This is a genomic window from Spongiactinospora rosea (assembly GCF_003315795.1).
In the GTDB taxonomy this organism is placed as follows: Bacteria; Actinomycetota; Actinomycetes; order Streptosporangiales; family Streptosporangiaceae; genus Spongiactinospora; species Spongiactinospora rosea.
The window spans coordinates 1-19327 of sequence record NZ_QMEY01000024.1; the positions used below are offsets into that span (position 1 = coordinate 1).

The following is a 19327-nucleotide window of genomic DNA, read 5'->3' on the forward strand; positions in this document are numbered from 1 at the left end:
CCTGCTTGCAGGTGTGGGGCCCGTAGGGCAGGTCCGCGGCGGTGGCGGTGGCCGCGTCCGCCGGGACCGCAGCCGCCGGGGGGGTGAGGGACAGTACGCCGGCTACCAGCGCCAGCGCGATGGCCAGACCGGCGCGGGGGATTCCCCGGCGGGTCGTCGTCTTCCGCATCGCTTCTCCTTGGGTGTCCGCTCCCCGCAGGGAAGGCTTCTCCAGGGTCCTGCGGAATTCCCTGCAGGGAAATCCGCACACGAGGGAAAGAGGCCCGCCGAGCCTTTCGGGGAGAGAGGGTGAATTAGGGGACGGTAAACCGGAAAGGCACTATCCGGAACACCATTATTCGTCCGAGAGATCAACACAGGGTGATGTGGGTCCAGCCGGTGGCGAACCCGGGTATGGATTTGAGTGCATGTTCTGCGATGGCGGGCGTTGCGTGGAGGGCTTCGAACTCAGCAGGCGGGACATGGCCGAGTTCACCATGGAGACGACGCTGATTGAACCAGTCGATGTACTCGGCGACGGCGTCGGCCTGTTCGAGGCGTTCGGTATAGCCGACGCGGACTTCAGGATCGCGTTGGCCCGGCGCAGTTCCTTCACCTCACGTTCCAGCTCGGCGATACGCCTGATCGCGCCGTCACGGGTGGCAGGGTCCTTACCGGCCTCCACGGGCCGGCCTCGTCGCACGCTCGCGGAGTTCATCGGGTATTTCCGGGAAGCAGCCATGAACAGGAACCTTCCGGGTCCTCGCTGTCTCCATCAAACCCGGGGCGGTTCAGTGTTCGCGTTGGGGCAGGTGACCTGACCGCCACCCGCGCGGCACCTGCGGCCTCCGGTGGAGGGCTCCTGCGATCGACGGCAGGAGCCCTCCACCGGCGCTGATCCGGCGGTGTCACCGGCCCGGAATCAGTAGTACATCCACGCCGGGATCAGGCCGTTGTCCAAGATCTCGAACATGATCGCCCCTGCCCCGGAGACAGGTGGTTCGTTGGCGACCGTCACTGGGTCGTAGACGTTGCCGTAGTTGCCCATCCACCGCCACTGCGGTGCTGCCTTGAGCGCGGCGACGCGCTTCTTGATCGCGATCCCCTCCGCCGCCGTGAGGACCCGGTCGGGATCGATGTAGTTCGGATTGGCCTGGTCGGCTCTCACCGGCGTCACCTGCCGATCACCCGTCGCCGCGGGTTCGGCGTTCACGGTCGACGCGCTCACCGTGCCGCAGACCGCGAAAGCGGCGACCGCGCACAACACGGATAGCGTCCGCAATTTGTTCATGAAGAACTCCGCATCTGTCGAATCAACATGAACACCCGGCGGTTGCGGCGGCCACCGCCATCGACGCGATGGCGAAAAGGCGCACTGCTTCCTCCCTTGAGGCCACTCCAACCGGGCCTATCGGCTCAGCGGTATCCACCATGCCATCGCACCCTGTTCCCCAACCTTGCAGCGACCTTGCGGACCAGCCAGTATCAGGTTCGCACCGCCTTTTCCGTGCACAGCCGATCACTTTGGAGAATCCGTGGAGTTCCGGATATTCGGCGAGCTGGAAGTGTGGTCGGCAGGCCAGCCGCTGGACGTGGGCACGCCGCGACAACAGGCGGTGTTGGCCGTACTCCTCATCGACGCGCGAAGACCGGTCGCGATCGAGACTCTCATCGACCGGGTATGGGACCACGCCACGCCTGCCGATCCCCGAGCCGTGCTGTATTCCCACCTGAGTCGAATCCGACGGCTGCTGGCGCAGGCAGCGATTCCCACCGGCGGAACGCCAGTGCGGATCGAGCGCCGACACGCCGGCTACGTACTCGACCTCGACCCGGAGTCGGTGGATCTGCACCGATTTCGGCACCTGGTCGAACAAGGCAGCGACCGACGTTGTGACGGCCGCGCTCGGGCCGCCGCACTCGCCGAGGCATTGGGCTTGTGGCGGGGAGCGCCGCTGGCCGGCATCCCGGGAGAATGGGCCGCGCAGGTTCGCGACAGCTGGCGCCAGCGACAGTTGGAGGCGGCGGTGCACTGGGCGCGGATCGAACTCCAGCTCGGCCATCCCGCCGCGCTGATCACCACGGTGCCCGACCTCATCGCCGAGCACCCACTGGCCGAGCCCCTCGAAGCCGTGCTCATGCGGGCGCTGCATGCGACCGGGCGGGACGCGGAAGCCCTTGACCGTTACGCTGCCGTCCGGCAGCGACTTGCCGACAAGCTGGGCGCCGACCCCGGCCCCGAGCTACGCGGCCTGCACCAGGCCATCCTGCACGGCGAACTGCCCCACCCACCACCGGATCACCCGGCCTTCACGGCCAAACCGCCGCCGCCACCGCCGCCGCCGCCGCCACCGCCGCCACCGCCGCCACCGCCGCCGCCGCCACCGTCGCCACCGCCACCGTCGCCACCGCCACCACCGTCGCCCGGCCGCATCGACGACACGCCACACAGACGGGCGCGGTCACGGCTGACCCGCCGACGCGCCGTGCTGGCCGCGGTCGCCCTGTCCACGCCGATCGTGTCGAGGCTCATCAGTGAACAAGGCAAGGAAAGCGGTTCACCCTCGGGCCTGTCGGCCGAACGCGCGCAGGAGCTCTTTGTCGCGGCTCAGGAGTTCGACCGGGGCGGAAGATCAGCTGACGCGCGGGCGATGCTCGTCAAGGCGGTGCGGCTCTACAGCGAGCTGATCAAGACGAACCCGGACCAGAACGCGCCACCGCTGGCCCCCGCCGTCATCGAGGCGTTGGGCCGAGCCGGCGTGGACTCCAGCGTCCCGCAGACCACGTTGCGGACCTGGCTCGCCAACCCGGTCCGCACGCCCTATCCGGCGATCGCCCAAGTGTTGCTGCTTCAGGGATGGCGGCTGGAAGTGCCGGTCTTTCTCGACGTCATCGTCTGGAACTATGAGCAGGCACCGGGTATCACGTCCCCACGCGACGTTGTGGATGTGAGAACCGACTCCCTGAAGTCGGCTGTCCTGGAGGCGTCGAACTCCCGCCACGGGACACAGGTGACGGACTTCGAGCAACTTCTCAAGCCCTGACCGGTGGGCTCGCTCCGGTTCGAGGGTCTGTCCAGTGTTCCTTGTACAGTCCCATTCTCCTACGCCGGGCTGCCAAATGACCGAGCGTCCGCGCTCAGGAAGGCCGTGAGCCCCTGGCGGTCGTTCCCGGCCAGCCGGAACGCATGGTCGCCAGAGCCGCCCCGGCTGGCTGGGCGGCGTTATGCCGCTGTCGACATCGGCGCCATGCGCAGCGTCCGGCTGCTGCGCTGTTTCGCCCCGGTAACCGGCGACTACCGCGGCTTTCGGCTGGTGGTCAGGGAGCAGGGCCGCCTGGCGATCACTCCGCTGGCGTTGCGTGAAGTCGGGGGACGGGTGTGGCGAGGGCCGCCGAAAAGCCCGGCTGCGGCCCGCAGGATCGACCTGCCGTCCTTCCTGGTCGATCTGCTCGCCCGCCGCTATCGATGACAACGGGAATGAGGAGCAGGTGGTGTTCTCCGCTCCGGAGGGTGGGGTGTTGCGCCGGTCCGACTTTGCCCGCCGGGTGTGGCGCCCGGTCTGTGGCGGACATCCGGGCGGTGCCACCGGCACCGGTATGCCGGTCTCCGGCGTACCGGCAGGAGAGGCGGTGCCGCCGGTCGTTGCCGGGGCGGTGTTTCACGGTCTGCGGCATCATCACAAGACGGTGCTGGACGACCTGGACGTCCCTGAAGTGCTCGTGTGTGAGCGGATGGGGCGCCGGATGGGCGGTGTCCAGGGCCGGTACAGCCATGTGACCGAGCTGATGCGGCGGCGGTTGAACAGCGGGCTGCAACGCCGCTACGCCGGCCTGGCGAAGACCGTCCGAGGGGGGAGGGAAACGATGAGCCGGGGGTGGTCCCGATGCTGCCGGCCGGCAGGTGAACTCCACCCGCGACTGGGTGGTGAGGGAGCGGTGACCCCTACCCTCGGGAGGGTCGGGAAATGATCTTCGGGGAGCGGCATGCTCCCGTTCTGCTCCCGTTCTCATGATCAACGATCTTAGGAAGTGTGATCCCCGGGCCTGTGGCCAGGGGAAATAGTGGTGGGCGATACTGGGATTGAACCAGTGACCTCTACCGTGTCAAGGTAGCGCTCTCCCACTGAGCTAATCGCCCGAGGTCTTCGTCGTTTTGTTTCGAGGTGGAGACGGGATTTGAACCCGTGTACGCGGCTTTGCAGGCCGCTGCCTCGCCTCTCGGCCACTCCACCGAGCAGAGGCTCAGTAGTGACGGGACCTCTCCGAGCGGACGACGGGATTCGAACCCGCGACCCTCACCTTGGCAAGGTGATGCTCTACCAGCTGAGCCACGTCCGCAGTGCTGCCGCCGATTTCCGGCGACGAGAAAACTCTAGCGGGTTTTCCGGGCCGGTGCGTAACCGGGAAGGGGCCGGGACGGCCGTGTACCGCGTATGGGGTAGAAATGACGGGTGGAGGCGCTCCGAATCGGCCCGTTGCGGGTGTGGCCGCCCGTGGTGCTCGCGCCGATGGCGGGGATCACCAACGCGGCGTTCCGCACGTTGTGCCGTGAGCAGGGGGGCGGGCTCTACGTCTCGGAGATGATCACCACGCGCGGGCTGGTGGAGCGCAACCGCAAGACGCTGGCGATGATCCGGTTCGAGCCGGGGGAGAGCCCGCGCAGCGTGCAGCTCTACGGCGTCGATCCCGAGGTGGTCGGGCGGGCCGCGCGGATGATCGCTGACGAGGACCTCGCCGACCACATCGACCTCAACTTCGGCTGCCCGGTGCCCAAGGTCACCAGGCGCGGAGGGGGGTCCGCGCTGCCGTACAAGCGCAACCTGCTGCGCGCGATCCTGCGCGCGGCGGTGGCGGGGGCCGGGCGGCTGCCGGTCACCATGAAGATGCGCAAGGGCATCGACGACGACCATCTGACCTACCTGGACGCCGGGCGCATCGCGGTCGGCGAGGGGGTGGCCGCGGTGGCCCTGCACGGGCGTACGGCGGTGCAGCATTACGGTGGCGTCGCCGACTGGACGGCCATCGCCCGCTTGAAGGAGGCGGTGCCCGAGATCCCGGTGCTGGGCAACGGCGACATCTGGAGCGCCGCCGACGCCGTGCGGATGATGGACGCCACCGGCTGCGACGGCGTCGTGGTGGGCCGCGGGTGCCTGGGCCGTCCGTGGCTGTTCCGCGACCTCGCCGCGGCGCTGACCGGTGAGGGCGCGCTGCGGCCCGCGCGCCCGCCGCTGGGGGAGGTGGCCGCCGTCATGGCCAGGCACGCCGCGCTGCTGGTCGAGTGCTTCGGCAGCGAACCGCACGCCATCGCCGACTTCCGCAAGCACATCGGGTGGTACCTGAAGGGGTTCACCGTCGGCGCGGAGACGCGCAGGGCGCTGGCGACCACGGAGACCCTGGAGGGGTTGCGCGCCCACCTGGCGGAGCTGGACCCTGACCAGCCGTGGCCGGCCGGGGCGGAGGGGCCGCGCGGCAAGTCCAGCCCGCGCGAGCGCGTCCACCTGCCCGACGGCTGGCTCGACGACCCCTACGACGGCGTGGTGCCCCAGGGGGCCGAACTGGAGACCTCCGGCGGCTGAGCCGCCCTTGAGCGGCCGGTCAGGGGTGCAGCCACCGCATGATCTGGGCGGACGGCTTGGGCAGGCTGAAGTAGGCGCTGTGGTGGACCGCGTCCTTGGGGACGAGGATGAGGGCGTCGCGGGTCGCGACGGTGCCGGAGGAGCCGAGGTCGCGTACGCCCTCCGAGGGCACGATGAGGTCGTTGCCCGCGGCGAAGATCAGGTCGGCGGCGAGGTCCTGGAGCAGCATGGACCCGCCGGAGGGCTCGAAGTCCGAGCCCACCGCGTGGTAGGTCACCCCCGGTACGGGCCGCGTCGCGCCCAGCCCGCGCAGGTAGGGCCCGCCCGGGTCCATCGAGGTCAGCCCGGGCAGCTCGGCCATGACCCCGGCCGCGGCCAGTTTGACCAGCTCCAGCACCAGGGCCAGCGCCTCGGTGGCCGGTGCGCCGCCGCCGAGCACGGCCAGCAGCGTGGTCATCCGGTCCAGCAACTGGTCACGGCGGGCGGCGTCGGCCAGCGTGGTGCCCGCGTTGGGCGTGCCCGCGAATACCACCTTGCCGATCCGCACCCGCCTGCGCCCGAGGTCGGCGGTGGCGCTCTGGCGGACCAGCTCGCGGGCGACCAGGCCGCCCCTGGAGTGGGTGAGCACGTCGAAGCGCAGGTCGGAGCCGTCGGGGATCAGGGCGATGAGCCTGCGGACGTTCTCCGCGGGGTCGTGGATCAGCGTGTGGTGGTCGAAGGCGATCACCCGCCCCTGGTAGGCGCGGTGCAGCTCGGCGAACGTGGCCGCGGGCAGCCCGCCGAAGGCGGTGTGCGAGCGGCCGAAGGCGCCGTGCAGCATCAGCAGCGTGCGGCGCTCGCCGCCGTCGGCGACCAGGTCGGCCCACGCCGACCCGGGCAGGTCGTCGGCCACGTCGGTGCCGTAGGAGCCGGGCAGGCAGGCCCGCATCCGGTAGCGGTGGCTGCGCTGCTCGATCTGGGCGGCGAGCTGTGCGGCGATGTCGCCGCTCACCTGCTCGATGGTGAACCCGAAGACCTTGACCAGCAGATCGCCGGCCCAGCCCCGCGCGGTGTTCCACGACGGGCGTTCGACCGTGAACCGCCCGGCGCCCGAGCGTTCCATCGGGTGCCAGGTCAGCATGCCGTACTCGTCGTCGCCGACGGTGACCGCGAGCGCGACCCGGTACTCGCCGGGCGGCGGCGCGGTGTCCTGTTCGATCACCACCCGGGGACGGCCGGCCGTGCGGGCGGTGCTCCGCACCGTGAGCATGTGGTCCCTGCCGAGGTCACGCAGCCCGGCCGCCTCCGCCGCGTCCGTGAGGGACTTGGGGGCCCCTGGGCCCGCGCCGCGGCCCCCGGCCATGGAAACGTCTTCGACGCTGCCGGTCACACCGACGCTCGTAAGGGTCGATCGATCTCCGATCCGTACGCTCTCACCTGCTCGGAAGTCCACCATGGCACCAAGCATCCATCGCGGGCGGGCCGCCGCGCACGACCGAATCCCCTCGCCCGTCGGTTACATACTGAAATGGCCTGAATAGGCTCAAGCGGCCTTCGAGCGGGCCGCTAGTTCAGAGCCGGGTCAGCCCGGTGACGTGCAGCACCGCGCGGCCTTCGGCGTCGGATGCCGTGAGATCCACCTGGGCGTCGATGCCCCAGTCGTGGTCGTCGGCGGGGTCGTGGACGGTCTGCCTGACCCGCCAGAACTCCTTCTCCTCGGTGATCTTGAGCAGCGCGGGGCCGCGGGCGTCGGCGTCGGTGCGGATCTCCTCGTGGTCGGCGAAGTAGGCGTCCAGCGCCGCCGTCCAGTCGACGTCGGGGGCGAGCTCGGCGAGCTCGTCCTCCTTCTCCAGCGCGGCCAGCTCCACCAGCCGGAACATCGCGTTGCGCACCAGCACCCGAAACGCCCGCGGGTTGCCGGTGACCGGGCGCGGCTTGGCCTCCAGCTCCTGGGCCGCGGCCGGCGCGGCCTGCGGGTTGGACAGCGCCTCCCACTCGTCCAGCAGGCTGGAGTCGACCTGCCTGACCAGCTCGCCGAGCCATTCGATGAGATCGACCAGGTCGTCGGTCTTCAGGTGCTCGGGGATGGTCCGTGACAGCGTGCGGTAGGCGTCGGCCAGGTAGCGCAGCACCGTGCCCTCCGAGCGGGCCAGCTCATAGAACTGCACGTACTCGGTGAAGGTCATCGCCCGCTCGTACATGTCGCGGATCACCGACTTGGGGCTGACCGTGTAGTCGCCCACCCAGGGGTGGCCGTGCCGGTAGGTCTCGTACGCGCCGAGCAGCAGGTCGGCGAGCGGCATCGGGTACATGACCTCCGTCAGCCGCTCCATCCGCTCCTCGTACTCGATCCCGTCGGCCTTCATCTGCGCCACGGCCTCGGCCCGCGCCTTGTTGAGCTGGGCGGACAGGATCTGGCGCGGGTCGTCCAGGATGGACTCGACGATGGAGACCATGTCCAGCGCGTACGCCGGCGACTCCCGGTCCAGCAGGTCGAAAGCGGCCAGCGCGAAGGTGGACAGCGCCTGGTTGAGCGCGAAGTCCTCCTGCAGGTCGATGGTGAGGCGGGCCCTGCGGCCCTGCTCGTCGGGCTCGGCGAGCTGCTCGACCACGCCGCCCGCCAGCAGCGACCGGTAGATCGCGATGGCCTGGCTGATGTGCCGCCGCTGCCACTTGCGGTCCTCGTGGTTGTCGGTGAGCAGGTGCTTCATCGCCGCGAAGCAGTCGCCCGGCCGGTTGATGACCGCGAGGAGCATGGCGTTGCTGACCTTGAAGCGGGACCCGAGCGGCTCCGGCTCGGCGGTCTGGAGCTTTTCGAAGGTCTCCTCGCTCCAGCCCACGAAGCCCTCCGGCGGCTTCTTCCTGGCGTAGCCGCGCCGCCGCTTCGGGTCGTTTCCGATCTTGGCCAGCGCCCGCTCGTTCTCGATGACGTGCTCGGGCGCCTCGCAGGCGACGTACCCGATGGTGTCGAACCCGGCGCGTCCGGCCCGCCCGGCGATCTGGTGGAACTCGCGGGCGCGCAGCCGGCGCACCTTGTTGCCGTCGTACTTCGACAGCGCGGTGAACAGCACCGTGCGGATCGGGACGTTGACGCCGACGCCGAGGGTGTCGGTACCGCAGATGACCTTCAGCAGCCCGGCCTGGGCGAGCCGTTCGACCAGCCGCCGGTACTTCGGCAGCATCCCCGCGTGGTGGACGCCGATGCCGTGGCGGACCAGCCGGGACAGCGCCCGGCCGAACTTGGTGGTGAAGCGGAAGTTGCCGATCAGGGCGGCGATCGACTCCTTCTCCGCCTTGGTCGCCATGTTGATGCTCATCAGGGCCTGGGCCCGCTCCATCGCCGCGGCCTGGGTGAAGTGGACCACGTAGACGGGGGCCTGCCCGGTGGACAGCATCTCCTCAAGGGTCTCGTGCAGCGGGGTGAGCCGGTAGGAGTAGACCAGGGGGACCGGCCGCTCGGCGTTCTTGACGACCGCGGTCGGCCGCCCGGTGCGCCGGGTGAGGTCCTCCTCGAACATGCGCACGTCGCCGAGCGTCGCCGACATCAGCACGAACTGCACCTTGGGCAGCTCCAGCAGCGGCACCTGCCAGGCCCAGCCCCGGTCGGGCTCGGCGTAGAAGTGGAACTCGTCCATCACGACCTGGCCGATGTCGGCCGCCGCGCCGTCGCGCAGCGCCACGTTGGCGAGGATCTCGGCGGTGCAGCAGATGATCGGCGCTCCCGCGTTGACGCTGGCGTCGCCGGTCATCATCCCGACGTTGTCGGTGCCGAACACCTCGCACAGGTCGAAGAACTTCTCAGAGACCAGCGCCTTGATCGGCGCGGTGTAGAAGGTCCGCTGGTCGCGGGTCAGCGCGGTGAAGTGCGCGCCCGCCGCCACCAGGCTCTTTCCCGAGCCGGTCGGCGTGGAAAGGATGAGGTTGCTCCCGGAGACGACCTCGATCAGGGCCTCCTCCTGGTGGGGGTAGAGCGTGAGCCCCCGCCCGGCGTTCCATTCCGCGAACGCGTCGTAGATCGCGTCCGGTTCGGCGTCGATGTCGTCAGGGAGGTAATCGATGAGGCTCACACCTCCCATACTGCCGAAGCCCGCACACTGTTCGGACCACTCCGGCAAGCCCGGGTTGTCAGGAATCGGCGGAGGGCAGGGTGAGCAGCAGCCCGCCGACGATGGCGAGGAGCGCGAGCACCGGCGCGAGGCCCGTGGCGAAACCGCGGACGGTGAGGGTCAGCAGGCCCGCCCCGACCAGTCCGGCCGAGACGAGCGCGCCCGTCCAGCCCGTCTTCCCGTACGGCAGGGCGGGCACCCGCTCGAAGCGGGCGAAGCAGCGCAACAGGCCGTACAGGATCGCGCCGAGCAGTCCCAGCCACAGCGGCCACCCGGCCAGCCAGGCGGGGCCGCCGGGCGCGGGGGTGTCGATCCCGGCCCCGACCACGACCAGGCCGGTGCCGATGATGAGCGCGGGCATGTGCCACAGGTAGATGGTCATCATCCGCGGGGAGGCCCAGCCGAGCACCCGCCGCCAGGGCAGCCGCACGATCCACGGCCGCAGCAGGTTCACCAGGCCGACCTGCCCGGCCGCCACGGCGAGCAGGGCCAGGCTGGGCGGGGCCATGTTGGACGTACCGGCCCCGGGCATCCCGATCATGCTGCCCGGGTAGGGGCCGAAGGCGACCAGCAGGGCCGCCGCGCCGAAGCCGCCCACGGCCAGCAGCGCGGGCCGGGTGATCCGGCCGGCGGCGTACATCACGCCGGCCTGGTGGACGGCCAGCCACACGAAGACGATGTTGGGGTAGCCCAGCCACTCCTGGCCGGAGGCGAACCTGACGACGTCGGTCGCCGCCGCTCCGGCCGCGAGCGCGGCGGGCACCAGCCAGCCGTACCGCTCGTGGGCCTTGACCATCAGCGGCGTCACCACCACCGCGATCACGTAGACCGCCAGGAACCACAGCAGCTGACCGACCAGCTTGGCGCCCAGCTCGACCGGCTGGGCGGGCACGCCCATGCTGAGCAGTACGTGCGGCAGCGGTATCCACACCGCGGCCAGCGCCAGGACCGGCCAGGCCAGCCGCCGCAGCCGGGCGGCGGGCCAGGCCGCGGGGGCGCCGGTGAACCGGCCGAAGCTGATCGAGTTGGCCGCCCCGCCCGCGAAGAAGACCAGCGGCATGACCTGGATGATCCAGGTCAGCACCCACGCCCCAGGGGCCGACAGCGCGTTGCCCGGGGTGACCCGCGCGCCGTCGTAGGACAGCAGCGGCATGCTCCAGTGCTCCAGCACCACGACCGAGATCCCGAAGACGCGCAGCGCGTCGATGAACACGTCCCGGCGTTCCGCGGCGGGCCGCGCCTTGGGGCGGCGCGCGGGCGCCGGGGAGCGGAGGGAGGTTTCCGGGGGATCCAGGAGGATGGTCATGTGTTGCTCGATTCGTCCACGAGAAGGGTGGGGAGAGTGAATCGAGCCTCCCGCCTGGAGGGGGCCGGGCGCAGTGATGCCATCTGCCCACTTTTCGATGCCGCCGCACCACCGATAGGGGTAGGGCTAGCCCCACCCAGGAACTGAAGTCGCCGGGATCGAAGTCACGCCGCCGGACTCGTAGCGTTGGGGGCATGCGCTCCCTCATCAAGCAGATCGGCGTGGACACCAGGTACCTGCTGATCGGGTTCCCCGTCGCCATCGTCGGCTTCTGCCTCCTGCTCGTCGGCTTCGCCGCCGGTGTGGGCACCGCGGTCGTGTGGATCGGGCTGCCCATCCTCAGCGGCACCCTGCTGATCGCCCGCGGGGTCGCCGACATCGAGCGGCACTGGCTGCCCGACGTGCTCGGCCGGCCGCTGGCCCGTCCCCGCTACACCCGCCCTCCCGAGACCGCGGGAGCCCTGCGCCGCATCGTCAACCCGATCACCAGCGGGCAGTCCTGGCTCGACCTGGTCTTCGGGATCGTGGTCTTCCCCTTCGCCATCGTCGGCTTCGTGGTCACCGTGGCCTGGTGGGCCCTCGCCATCGCCGGGCTGACCTACCCGATCTACGGGTGGATCCTGCACAACATCCCCGACAACGACGGCCTGGCCCACCTGCTCAACCTCCCCGACATCTACATCGTGGACGCCGGGCTCAACTTCGCCATCGGCGTGGTCGCCGCCGTCACCCTGCCCTTCGCGCTGCGCTTGGTGGCGCTGCTGCGTGGCGGGCTCGGCAGGGTCCTGCTGACCGGCGTGGCCGAGCTGCAGGAGCGCATCGACGACCTCGCGCAGGGGCGTGCCGCCGCGGTGTCCGCCGAGGCCAGCGCGCTGCGGCGGCTGGAGCGCGACATCCACGACGGCCCGCAGCAGCGGCTGGTGCACCTGGCGATGGAGCTGTCCCGCGCCCAGCGGCAGATGACCAAGGACCCGGGCGCCGCGCAGACCACGCTGTCGGACGCGATCCTGGCCACCAGGGAGACCCTCGACGAGCTGCGCGCCCTGTCCAGGGGCATCGCCCCGCCGATCCTGTCCGACCGCGGGCTCGCCCCGGCCCTGGCGGCGCTGGCCGGCCGCTGCACGATCCCGGTGGAGATCGACGTGCAGACCTCCGAGCGCTACCCCGCGGCGCTGGAGAACGCGATCTACTTCGTGGTCGCCGAGAGCCTGACCAACGTCGCCAAGCACAGCCGCGCCACGCTGTGCACGGTCACCCTCGTCCGCACCGGCGACGTGCTGCTCCTCACGATCGGGGATGATGGTGTCGGCGGCGCACACGTCGCCAAGGGACATGGCCTGGCCGGTCTGGCGGACCGGCTGCGGGCGGTCGACGGCGACTTCGCCGTCGAGTCGCCGCCCGGAGGGCCGACGCTCATCGTCGCGGAGGTGCCGTGCGGGTAGTTGTGGCCGATGACGCCGTCCTGATCAGGGAGGGCCTGATCAGGTTGCTGGAGGAGTTCGGCTGCGAGGTCGTCGAGGCGGTGAGCGACGGTGAGAGCCTGGTCAAGGCCATCGTCGAGCACCGCCCCGACGTCTCCGTGGTCGACGTCCGGATGCCGCCGAGCTTCAGCGACGAGGGACTGCGGGCCGCGGTGGAGGCGCGTCGCCAGGTACCGGGCGCACCGGTGCTGATCCTTTCCCAGTACGTGGAGGTGTCGTATGCCGACGACCTTCTCGCCGACGCCCGCGGCGCGGTCGGATACCTGCTCAAGGACCGCGTCATCGACGTCGATGAGTTCCTCGCCGGGCTGCGCAGGGTGGCCGGGGGCGGCACGGTCTTCGACCCCGAGGTGGTGGCGCAGCTGATGGTACGGCGGCGCCGTGACGACCCGCTGGCCCAGCTCACCCCGCGCGAGCGCGAGGTGCTGGGGCTGATGGCGGAGGGCAGGTCCAATCCCGCCATCGGCCGGCAGCTCGTCATCACCGACAGCGCGGTGGAAAAGCACATCCGCAGCATCTTCGCCAAGCTCGGCCTGCACACCGAGGACACCGACCAGCATCGCAGGGTGCTGGCCGTGCTCGCCTACCTGCGGTCCTGAAGCGGCCCGCCGCGCCCGGCCCGGGGATCAGGGGCCGGTCAGGACAGCGCGTCGACCAGCTTGCGGCGCTGCTGGGCGCCGAGGCCGCCGATCCGCCGGTTGGGATCGACCCCGGCGTGCTCCATCAGGGCGTTCGCCTTGGCCGGGCCCACGCCCTTGACCGCGCGCAGCGCCTGGGAGACCTTCGTCTTCTTGGTGATCTCGTCCTCGCGGTCCAGCAGGTCCGCGAACGACATCTCGCCTTTCTTGATCTTGGCCAGGAGGGCGGCGCGCGCTGCGCGGGCCTCGGCCGCCTTCTCCAGCGCCGCCTGGCGCTGCGCGGGGGTGAGTACGGGAAGGGCCATGGGTGATTCTCCTCCTCGGCGTCCTGGATCGCGTCTGTGTTACCCGTGATGCCGTTTCTAATCGTGGCGGACACGAGTTTTCCGCCTCCAGCCCCGCAAGGGAAGGGGTTCGCCGCCTCTGGGCCGCCGTAACGGCCTTCAGGGGCGGTCCGGCGCGCTCAGGAGGTCTCCCACAGCGCCACGGCCGCCTCGGCGCAGGCCACGTCCTGCTCGATGGTGCCGCCGCTGACCCCGACGCCGCCGATCACCCGGTCGCCCTCGCCGTGCTCGTCCCACAGCGGGACGCCGCCGCCGAAGCACACGAATCCGCCGCCCGCCGCCAGGCCGTACAGCTCGCCGCCGGGCTGCACCAGCGGGGCGAGGTCGGCGGTGGCGATGCGATGGGCGACGGCCGTGTACGCCTTGCCGGGGGCGAGCGCCGGTCCGGCGATCTCCGCGCCGTCCATCCGCTGGAAGGCCAGCAGGTGCCCGCCCGCGTCCACCACGGCGACCGACACCACCGCCCCGGAACGGGCCGCCTCCTTGATCGCCGCTTCGCACATTCGCAGCGCAAGCTCCAGGTTCACGTTCGCGCGCCCTCCGCCCACCACACCCGCACGTCCGGCCGATTCGTTCGTACCTCTCCGGCCATCCCACCGCAAGATCGCGCCGGGTAGGGAACCGTGCCGTTGCTGATAGAAGAAGGGCATGCGGATTCACGATCTGTCCGCCGGTGACGGCGTGCTCTCCCGGGTCGCGGAGGTCGCGCGTGCGGCGCTCGCCCGCTATCGGCTGTCCCCGGCGGCGACCGCCGAACTGATCAACGTGTCGGAGAACGCGACCTTCCTGGTGCGGGACCCGCGGAGCGGCGAGCGCGCGATCCTGCGGGTGCACCGGCTGGGGTACCACTCGCGGGCGGCGATCGAGTCCGAGCTGGACTGGCTGTCGGCGCTGCGCCGCGACGAGGGGGTCACCACGCCGCGGGTGCTGCCCGCCGCCGACGGCAGCCGTACCGTGATCGTGCCCGACCCCCGCGGCGGGCCCGCGCGCACCTGCGTGCTGTTCGAGTTCCTGCCGGGTGACGAGCCCGGCGAGGAACGGCTGGCCGCCGGTTTCGAGCGGCTGGGCGAGGTCACCGCCCGGATGCACCGGCACGCCAGGGGATGGCGCGGCCCGGCCGGGTTCACCCGCTTCCACTGGGACTACGACGCGGCGCTGGGCCGTGAGGCGCGCTGGGGCCGCTGGCAGGACGGGGCCGGGGTGCGGGGGGAGGCGCGCGACGTACTGGGCCGGCTGGACGCGGCGCTGCGCGCCAGGCTGGCCCGCGCCGGCACCGGCCCCGACCGGTACGGGCTGATCCACGCCGACCTGCGCCTGGCGAACCTGCTGGTGGCGGGGGACGCGCCGCCCAGCGTGATCGACTTCGACGACTGCGGCTACGGCTGGTACCTCTACGACCTCGCGGCGGCGCTCAGCTTCATCGAGCACCACCCGCGGGTGCCGGAGCTGATCGACGCCTGGACGCGGGGATATCGGACGGTGGCCCCCCTTCCGGACGCCGGAGCGGCCGACATCTGGACGTTCATCATGTTCCGCAGGCTGATGCTCGTCGCCTGGATCGGCTCGCACCCGGCCGCGGGGGCGGCGCGCGAGCTGGGCGCGGGGTACACCGAGCAGAGCTGCGCGCTCGCCGAGCGGTACCTGGCGGGCGAGTTCGCCCCCAGAGCCGTGAGCAGGGCCGTCACCAGGGAGATCGGATGATCAGCGTTTTCGGCAGCGCCAACATGGACCTGGTGGCCTATGTCGCCAAGGCCCCCGGCCTCGGCGAGACGGTCACCGGGCGGGCCTTCCGCACGGTCCCCGGCGGCAAGGGGGCCAACCAGGCCGTGGCCGCCGCGCGGGCCGGGGGCCGGGTGGTGTTCGTCGGTGCGGTGGGCGACGACGCGTTCGGGCCCGAACTGCGCGGCGCGCTCGCCGGTGCGGGCGTCGATGTCGCCCACCTGCGCACGGTGCCGGGCCCCTCGGGGATCGCGCACATCGTGGTCGAGGACTCCGGCGCCAACTCGATCATCGTCGTGCCGGGCGCGAACGGCATGCTGACCGGGCCGGGGGAGGCGGGCGCGGCGGCCATCGCCGCCGCCGGGGCCCTGCTCGTGCAGCTCGAACTCCCCATGGAGGCGGTCATCGCCGCGGCCCGGTGCGCGGACACCCCGGTCGTCCTGACTCCGGCCCCCGTCGTCCCGCTGCCCGCCGAACTGCTCGACGCCGTGGACCTGATCGTGCCCAACGAGCACGAGGCCGCGGCCATCACCGGGCACGACGACCCGTGGCGGGCGCTGCCCGCGCTGCTGGAGCGCGTTCCGGAGGCCGTGATCACGCTCGGCGCGCGCGGCGTCCTTTACGGCGGGCGCGCGACCACCCCCGGCGGTCCCGTCCACGTGCCCGCCTTCCCGGTGACCGCGGTGGACACCACGGCGGCGGGCGACACGTTCGTGGGCGCGCTCGCGGTGGCCAGGGGCGAGGGCAGGGAGCCCGCCGACGCGCTGCGGTTCGCCTCGGCCGCCGCCGCGCTGTCGGTCCAGCGCGAGGGGGCCACCACCTCGATGCCGCACCGCGCGGCGATCGACGCCTTCCTCGCGTAGCGGGAAGCGGGCCCGGAAACGGCAAAGGGCCGGGGAGACGTGCTCCCCGGCCCCGCCGTACGGCCTTAGCCCAGGCCGCTCTTCATCGCGGTGATCAGCTCACCGTTGGTGGTGTCTCCACTGAGTTCCCAGAAGAAGGCGCCACCGTAGCCATTGCTCTTCGACCAGCCCATCTTGCTGACGATGGTGGCCGGGGTGTCATAGCTCCACCACTGGTTACCGCAGAAGGCGTACGCGGTTCCGGCGATGGTGCCGTTGGACGGGCAGCGGCTCTTGAGGATCTTGTAGTCCTCGATGCCCTGCTCGTAGGTGCCCGGCGCGGGGCCGGTGGCGGTGCCGCCCGGCTCCTTCTTGGTGACGCCGGTCCAGCCGCGGCCGTAGAAGCCGATGCCGGTGAGCAGCTTGCTCGCCGGGATCTGCTTGCCGGTCAGGTGGGACATGGCCCGCTCGGTGTGGTAGTTCTTGATCGGGATGTCCGGGTAGTCGGTCAGCGGCGAGTGCGGGGCGGTCGGGCCCGTCTTGTCCCAGGCGCCGAAGAAGTCGTACGTCATCACGTTGTACCAGTCGACGTACTGGGCCGCGCCCGCGTAGTCGGCCAGGTCCATCTTGCCGCCGTCCGTGCCGTCGGCGGTGATCGCGGCGGTGACCAGGTTGTCGGGGCCGAACCGGGCGTCCACGGCCTGCATCAGGTTCTTGAAGGCCGCCGGGCCACTGGTGTCACAGGTGAGACCACAGGCGTTCGGGTACTCCCAGTCGATGTCGATGCCATCGAAGACATCGGCCCAGCGCGGGTCCTCGACCAGCTTGTAGCAGGAGTCGGCGAACGCGGCCGGGTTGGCCGCGGCCTGGGTGAAGCCGCCGGACCAGGTCCAGCCGCCGAAGGAGAACAGGACCTTCAGCTTGGGGTACTTGGCCTTGAGCTTGCGGAGCTGGTTGAAGTTGCCGCGCAGCGCGCCTGCGTCCCAGGTGTCGGACTGGCCGTCCACGCTCTCGCCCGCGCCGTAGAAGCGGTCGTAGTCGGCGTAGGAGTCGCCGATGGTGCACCGGCCGCCCTGGACGTTGCCGAACGCGTAGTTGATGTGGGTCAGCTTGGCCGCGGAGCCACTGGTGTCGATGTTCTTGACATGGTAGCCGCGCTGGTAGATGCCCCACTGCACGAAGTAGCCGAGCAGCTTGTTGCCGCCGCCGGTGTCGCCGCCGGTGGTCTTGGCGGTCACCGAGTTGCTGTTGCCGGAGCGGTTGCCCGCCGCGTCCCTGGCCTTGACCGTGTAGGTGTAGGACGTGTTGGCGGTGAGGCCGCTGTCGGTGTAGCCGGTCGCGGAGCCGTTGGTGGTGTTCACCAGCGAGCCGCCGCGGTAGACCTCATAGCCGGTGACGGCCCGGTTGTCGGTGGAGGCGTTCCAGGCCAGCGTGATGGTGCTGCCGGTCGCGCCGGTGTTGCGCAGGTTGCCGGGCGTGGTGGGCGGCTCGGTGTCGTCGCCGCTGCCGCCGCCGGTGGTCTTGGCGGTCAGCGTGTTGCTGGCGCCGGAACGGTTGCCCGCGGCGTCCTTGGCCCTGACCGTGTAGGTGTAGCTGGTGTCGGCGGTCAGGCCGTTGTCGGTGTAGCTGGTCGTGGTCCCGTTGGTGGTGGTGACCAGGGTGTCGCCGCGGTAGACCTCATAACCGGAGACGGTCTTGTTGTCGGTGGAGGCGTTCCAGGCGATGGAGATGGTGGTGTCCGTCGCGCCGGTGCTGCGCAGGTTCCCGGGCACGCTCGGGGCCTGGGTGTCCTCACCGCCGCCCTCGGCCGCCTTCCACAGGGCCGGTACGTTGGTGGGCTCCCAGCCGGGCAGGGAGGTGTGCGCCTGGCGGCACTCGTAGTCGACCCCGTTGTAGGTCACCACGGTGCCGGCGGTGTATGCGGTGTAGGGCGCCCAAGCCTGAGCCGCCTGCGCGCGAAGCGCGGCCGGCGCGGCGGACGCGCCGGGTGCGAACGCGAACGCGGTGCCCAGCGGGATCACCACCGCGACCGCCGCCGCCGCGAGGCGCGTGTACATCCTAGAGTTCATTTGTGTGCTGCTCCACGTCCGAAGTGCGGTGTGGCGAATTCTGATGTGGTGAGCGGCGTTGCTCACGCATGGCCCCCTGCGGATCGTCATCGGATCGGTACGGGCGGTGATCGCGGCACAGGTCACTCCAAGCCGTCCGGAACCCGGCTAATTGTTAGTAAGGTTTCTTAAAAGTTTGGTGTGAACGTAGCCCGGGACACTGGCTCGCGTCAATGACATGGGGGCAACGGAGGGCAAGTCCGCAGGTACCGCAGGCGCGCGGAGATCGGCGGTCCGGGATAATCGGCCGGGTGACGAGTCCCGAACGCGAAACGGCGATGATGTCCCAAGAGCACCCCCCGGCGTGCTGCGCTCCCTCGCGCGGCGAGACCCCGCTCACGCTCTCGCCGCCCCCCGGGCCCGCCCCGCGGGCCTCCGGCGCTCCCGCGGTGACCGGGGGGATGGTCCTGCTGCCCGGCGGGCCGTTCCTGATGGGCGGCGCCGACGGCGAGGGGTTCCCCGCCGACGGGGAGGGGCCGGTGCGCGAGGTGCGCCTGCGGCCGTTCCGGATCGACGTCCACGCGGTCGGCAACGCGCGGTTCGCGGAGTTCGCCGACGCCACCGGCCACGTCACCGAGGCCGAGCGGTACGGCTGGTCGCACGTGTTCGCCGGGTTCCTGCCGGGCGTGCTGCGCCGCGACTCCCCCCGGGTCGCCGAGACCCCCTGGTGGTGCGCGGTGCGCGGGGCGGACTGGCGGCACCCCGAAGGCCCCGGCTCGACCGTGGAGGACCGCTGGGACCACCCCGTGGTCCACGTCTCATGGAACGACGCCGCCGCCTACGCCCGGTGGGCCGGGGTGCGGCTGCCCACCGAGGCCGAGTGGGAGTACGCCGCCCGCGGCGGGCTCTCCCGGCGGCGCTACCCGTGGGGGGACGAGCCGACCCCCGGCGGGCGGCACATGTGCAACATCTGGCAGGGCGCGTTCCCCACCAAGAACACCGCCGAGGACGGCCACCGCGGCACCGCCCCGGTCGATTCCTTCCCGCCCAACGGTTACGGCCTGCACAACGTCTCCGGCAACGTCTGGGAGTGGTGCGCCGACCGCTTCAGCGCGACCTTCCACATCGACGGCCCCCGCGACGACCCGACGGGGCCGCCGGACGGCCCGGCGCGGGTGCTGCGCGGGGGCTCCTACCTGTGCCACGACTCCTACTGCACCCGCTACCGGGTGGCCGCCCGGATGGGCAACACCGGCGACTCCTCCTCGGGCCACACCGGCTTCCGCTGCGCCGCCGACGCCTGACCCCG

General features: G+C 71.1%; 17 protein-coding genes and 3 tRNA genes. 9 read left to right on the forward strand and 11 right to left on the reverse strand.

Annotated features, from left to right (window positions below; translation table 11 throughout):
• Nucleotides 1–350: 350 nt before the first annotated feature.
• Nucleotides 351–506, reverse strand: coding sequence for a hypothetical protein (locus DP939_RS49450; RefSeq protein WP_225878712.1), 156 nt, complete (start codon nucleotides 504–506; stop codon nucleotides 351–353).
• On the opposite strand from DP939_RS49450, the gene DP939_RS47245 reads away from it, so the two are divergent.
• Nucleotides 462–800 (forward strand): hypothetical protein, encoded by a 339-nt coding sequence (locus tag DP939_RS47245; protein WP_199565652.1) that lies wholly within the window; start codon nucleotides 462–464, stop codon nucleotides 798–800. The two genes, DP939_RS49450 and DP939_RS47245, sit on opposite strands and share 45 nt — an antisense overlap.
• A gap of 101 nt (nucleotides 801–901) precedes the next feature.
• On the opposite strand, the gene DP939_RS47250 is transcribed toward DP939_RS47245, so the two are convergent.
• Nucleotides 902–1270 (reverse strand): hypothetical protein, encoded by a 369-nt coding sequence (locus DP939_RS47250; RefSeq protein WP_199565641.1) that lies wholly within the window; start codon nucleotides 1268–1270, stop codon nucleotides 902–904.
• A gap of 244 nt (nucleotides 1271–1514) precedes the next feature.
• On the opposite strand from DP939_RS47250, the gene DP939_RS35890 reads away from it, so the two are divergent.
• Together DP939_RS35890 and DP939_RS47255 are read left to right on the forward strand one after the other, a co-directional pair.
• Nucleotides 1515–3023: an AfsR/SARP family transcriptional regulator gene (locus DP939_RS35890; protein WP_113985291.1), complete on the forward strand. Its 1509-nt coding sequence runs from the start codon at nucleotides 1515–1517 to the stop codon at nucleotides 3021–3023.
• A 204-nt stretch (nucleotides 3024–3227) separates the two neighbouring features.
• Nucleotides 3228–3449 carry a site-specific integrase gene (locus DP939_RS47255; RefSeq protein ID WP_199565642.1) on the forward strand — a complete coding sequence of 74 codons (222 nt, stop codon included), beginning with the start codon at nucleotides 3228–3230 and terminating at the stop codon, nucleotides 3447–3449.
• A gap of 593 nt (nucleotides 3450–4042) precedes the next feature.
• Here the strand turns inward: DP939_RS47255 and DP939_RS35900 are convergent.
• The 3 genes from DP939_RS35900 to DP939_RS35910 form a co-directional block, all read right to left on the reverse strand.
• A tRNA-Val gene (locus tag DP939_RS35900) sits at nucleotides 4043–4117 on the reverse strand.
• Between the two features lie 23 nt (nucleotides 4118–4140).
• Nucleotides 4141–4211, reverse strand: a tRNA-Cys gene (locus tag DP939_RS35905).
• A 33-nt stretch (nucleotides 4212–4244) separates the two neighbouring features.
• A tRNA-Gly gene (locus DP939_RS35910) sits at nucleotides 4245–4317 on the reverse strand.
• 113 nt (nucleotides 4318–4430) lie between these two features.
• On the opposite strand from DP939_RS35910, the gene dusB reads away from it, so the two are divergent.
• A complete protein-coding gene (gene dusB, locus DP939_RS35915; RefSeq protein WP_113985292.1) occupies nucleotides 4431–5555 on the forward strand; it encodes a tRNA dihydrouridine synthase DusB in 1125 nt (374 codons plus the stop codon).
• Between the two features lie 19 nt (nucleotides 5556–5574).
• Here dusB and DP939_RS35920 read toward each other — a convergent pair whose 3' ends face one another.
• The 3 genes from DP939_RS35920 to DP939_RS35930 all read right to left on the reverse strand — a co-directional run bounded on the left by DP939_RS35920 (nucleotide 5575) and on the right by DP939_RS35930 (nucleotide 10946).
• A complete protein-coding gene (locus tag DP939_RS35920; RefSeq protein WP_113985293.1) occupies nucleotides 5575–6924 on the reverse strand; it encodes an esterase/lipase family protein in 1350 nt (449 codons plus the stop codon).
• Nucleotides 6925–7105: 181 nt separating this feature from the next.
• A complete protein-coding gene (locus tag DP939_RS35925; RefSeq protein ID WP_113985294.1) occupies nucleotides 7106–9610 on the reverse strand; it encodes a DEAD/DEAH box helicase in 2505 nt (834 codons plus the stop codon).
• Nucleotides 9611–9659: 49 nt separating this feature from the next.
• Nucleotides 9660–10946: an acyltransferase family protein gene (locus tag DP939_RS35930; RefSeq protein WP_113985295.1), complete on the reverse strand. Its 1287-nt coding sequence runs from the start codon at nucleotides 10944–10946 to the stop codon at nucleotides 9660–9662.
• 194 nt (nucleotides 10947–11140) lie between these two features.
• Between DP939_RS35930 and DP939_RS35935 the strand changes: the two genes are divergently transcribed.
• Both DP939_RS35935 and DP939_RS35940 read left to right on the forward strand, forming a co-directional pair.
• Nucleotides 11141–12388 (forward strand): sensor histidine kinase, encoded by a 1248-nt coding sequence (locus DP939_RS35935; protein ID WP_113985296.1) that lies wholly within the window; start codon nucleotides 11141–11143, stop codon nucleotides 12386–12388.
• The gene (locus tag DP939_RS35940) at nucleotides 12379–13026 is read left to right on the forward strand and encodes a response regulator transcription factor (protein WP_113985297.1); all 648 of its coding nucleotides are present in this window, start codon (nucleotides 12379–12381) and stop codon (nucleotides 13024–13026) included. Before DP939_RS35935 ends, DP939_RS35940 begins: the two co-directional genes overlap by 10 nt.
• 38 nt (nucleotides 13027–13064) lie before the next feature.
• Here DP939_RS35940 and mihF read toward each other — a convergent pair whose 3' ends face one another.
• Nucleotides 13065–13370: an integration host factor, actinobacterial type gene (gene mihF / locus DP939_RS35945; RefSeq protein ID WP_113985298.1), complete on the reverse strand. Its 306-nt coding sequence runs from the start codon at nucleotides 13368–13370 to the stop codon at nucleotides 13065–13067.
• Between the two features lie 158 nt (nucleotides 13371–13528).
• Complete coding sequence (locus DP939_RS35950; RefSeq protein ID WP_111169795.1) at nucleotides 13529–13936, reverse strand: GlcG/HbpS family heme-binding protein; 408 nt, start codon at nucleotides 13934–13936, stop codon at nucleotides 13529–13531.
• Nucleotides 13937–14057: 121 nt separating this feature from the next.
• Here DP939_RS35950 and DP939_RS35955 point away from each other — a divergent pair, with 121 nt between their 5' ends.
• A complete protein-coding gene (locus tag DP939_RS35955) occupies nucleotides 14058–15110 on the forward strand; it encodes a phosphotransferase enzyme family protein (RefSeq protein ID WP_113985299.1) in 1053 nt (350 codons plus the stop codon).
• The gene (locus DP939_RS35960) at nucleotides 15107–15991 is read left to right on the forward strand and encodes a ribokinase (protein ID WP_113985300.1); all 885 of its coding nucleotides are present in this window, start codon (nucleotides 15107–15109) and stop codon (nucleotides 15989–15991) included. The genes DP939_RS35955 and DP939_RS35960 overlap by 4 nt, the downstream gene beginning before the upstream one ends.
• 65 nt (nucleotides 15992–16056) lie before the next feature.
• Here the strand turns inward: DP939_RS35960 and DP939_RS35965 are convergent, their stop codons facing one another.
• On the reverse strand, nucleotides 16057–18027 hold the full coding sequence (locus tag DP939_RS35965) for a glycosyl hydrolase family 18 protein (protein WP_225878706.1): 1971 nt from the start codon (nucleotides 18025–18027) through the stop codon (nucleotides 16057–16059).
• 332 nt (nucleotides 18028–18359) lie between these two features.
• Here DP939_RS35965 and DP939_RS35970 point away from each other — a divergent pair, with 332 nt between their 5' ends.
• The gene (locus DP939_RS35970; RefSeq protein WP_113985403.1) at nucleotides 18360–19322 is read left to right on the forward strand and encodes a formylglycine-generating enzyme family protein; all 963 of its coding nucleotides are present in this window, start codon (nucleotides 18360–18362) and stop codon (nucleotides 19320–19322) included.
• Nucleotides 19323–19327: the final 5 nt, after the last annotated feature.

Coding starts and splice junctions, on each gene's coding strand:
- DP939_RS47245 (WP_199565652.1), top strand. CDS start 462: ATGGCCGAGTTCACCATGGAGACGACGCTGATTGAACCAGTCGATGTA.
- DP939_RS47250 (WP_199565641.1), bottom strand. CDS start 1,270: ATGAACAAATTGCGGACGCTATCCGTGTTGTGCGCGGTCGCCGCTTTC.
- DP939_RS47255 (WP_199565642.1), top strand. CDS start 3,228: ATGCGCAGCGTCCGGCTGCTGCGCTGTTTCGCCCCGGTAACCGGCGAC.
- DP939_RS35925 (WP_113985294.1), bottom strand. CDS start 9,610: ATGGGAGGTGTGAGCCTCATCGATTACCTCCCTGACGACATCGACGCC.
- DP939_RS35930 (WP_113985295.1), bottom strand. CDS start 10,946: ATGACCATCCTCCTGGATCCCCCGGAAACCTCCCTCCGCTCCCCGGCG.
- DP939_RS35935 (WP_113985296.1), top strand. CDS start 11,141: ATGCGCTCCCTCATCAAGCAGATCGGCGTGGACACCAGGTACCTGCTG.
- mihF (WP_113985298.1), bottom strand. CDS start 13,370: ATGGCCCTTCCCGTACTCACCCCCGCGCAGCGCCAGGCGGCGCTGGAG.
- DP939_RS35955 (WP_113985299.1), top strand. CDS start 14,058: ATGCGGATTCACGATCTGTCCGCCGGTGACGGCGTGCTCTCCCGGGTC.
- DP939_RS35960 (WP_113985300.1), top strand. CDS start 15,107: ATGATCAGCGTTTTCGGCAGCGCCAACATGGACCTGGTGGCCTATGTC.
- DP939_RS35965 (WP_225878706.1), bottom strand. CDS start 18,027: ATGTACACGCGCCTCGCGGCGGCGGCGGTCGCGGTGGTGATCCCGCTG.
- DP939_RS35970 (WP_113985403.1), top strand. CDS start 18,360: ATGTCCCAAGAGCACCCCCCGGCGTGCTGCGCTCCCTCGCGCGGCGAG.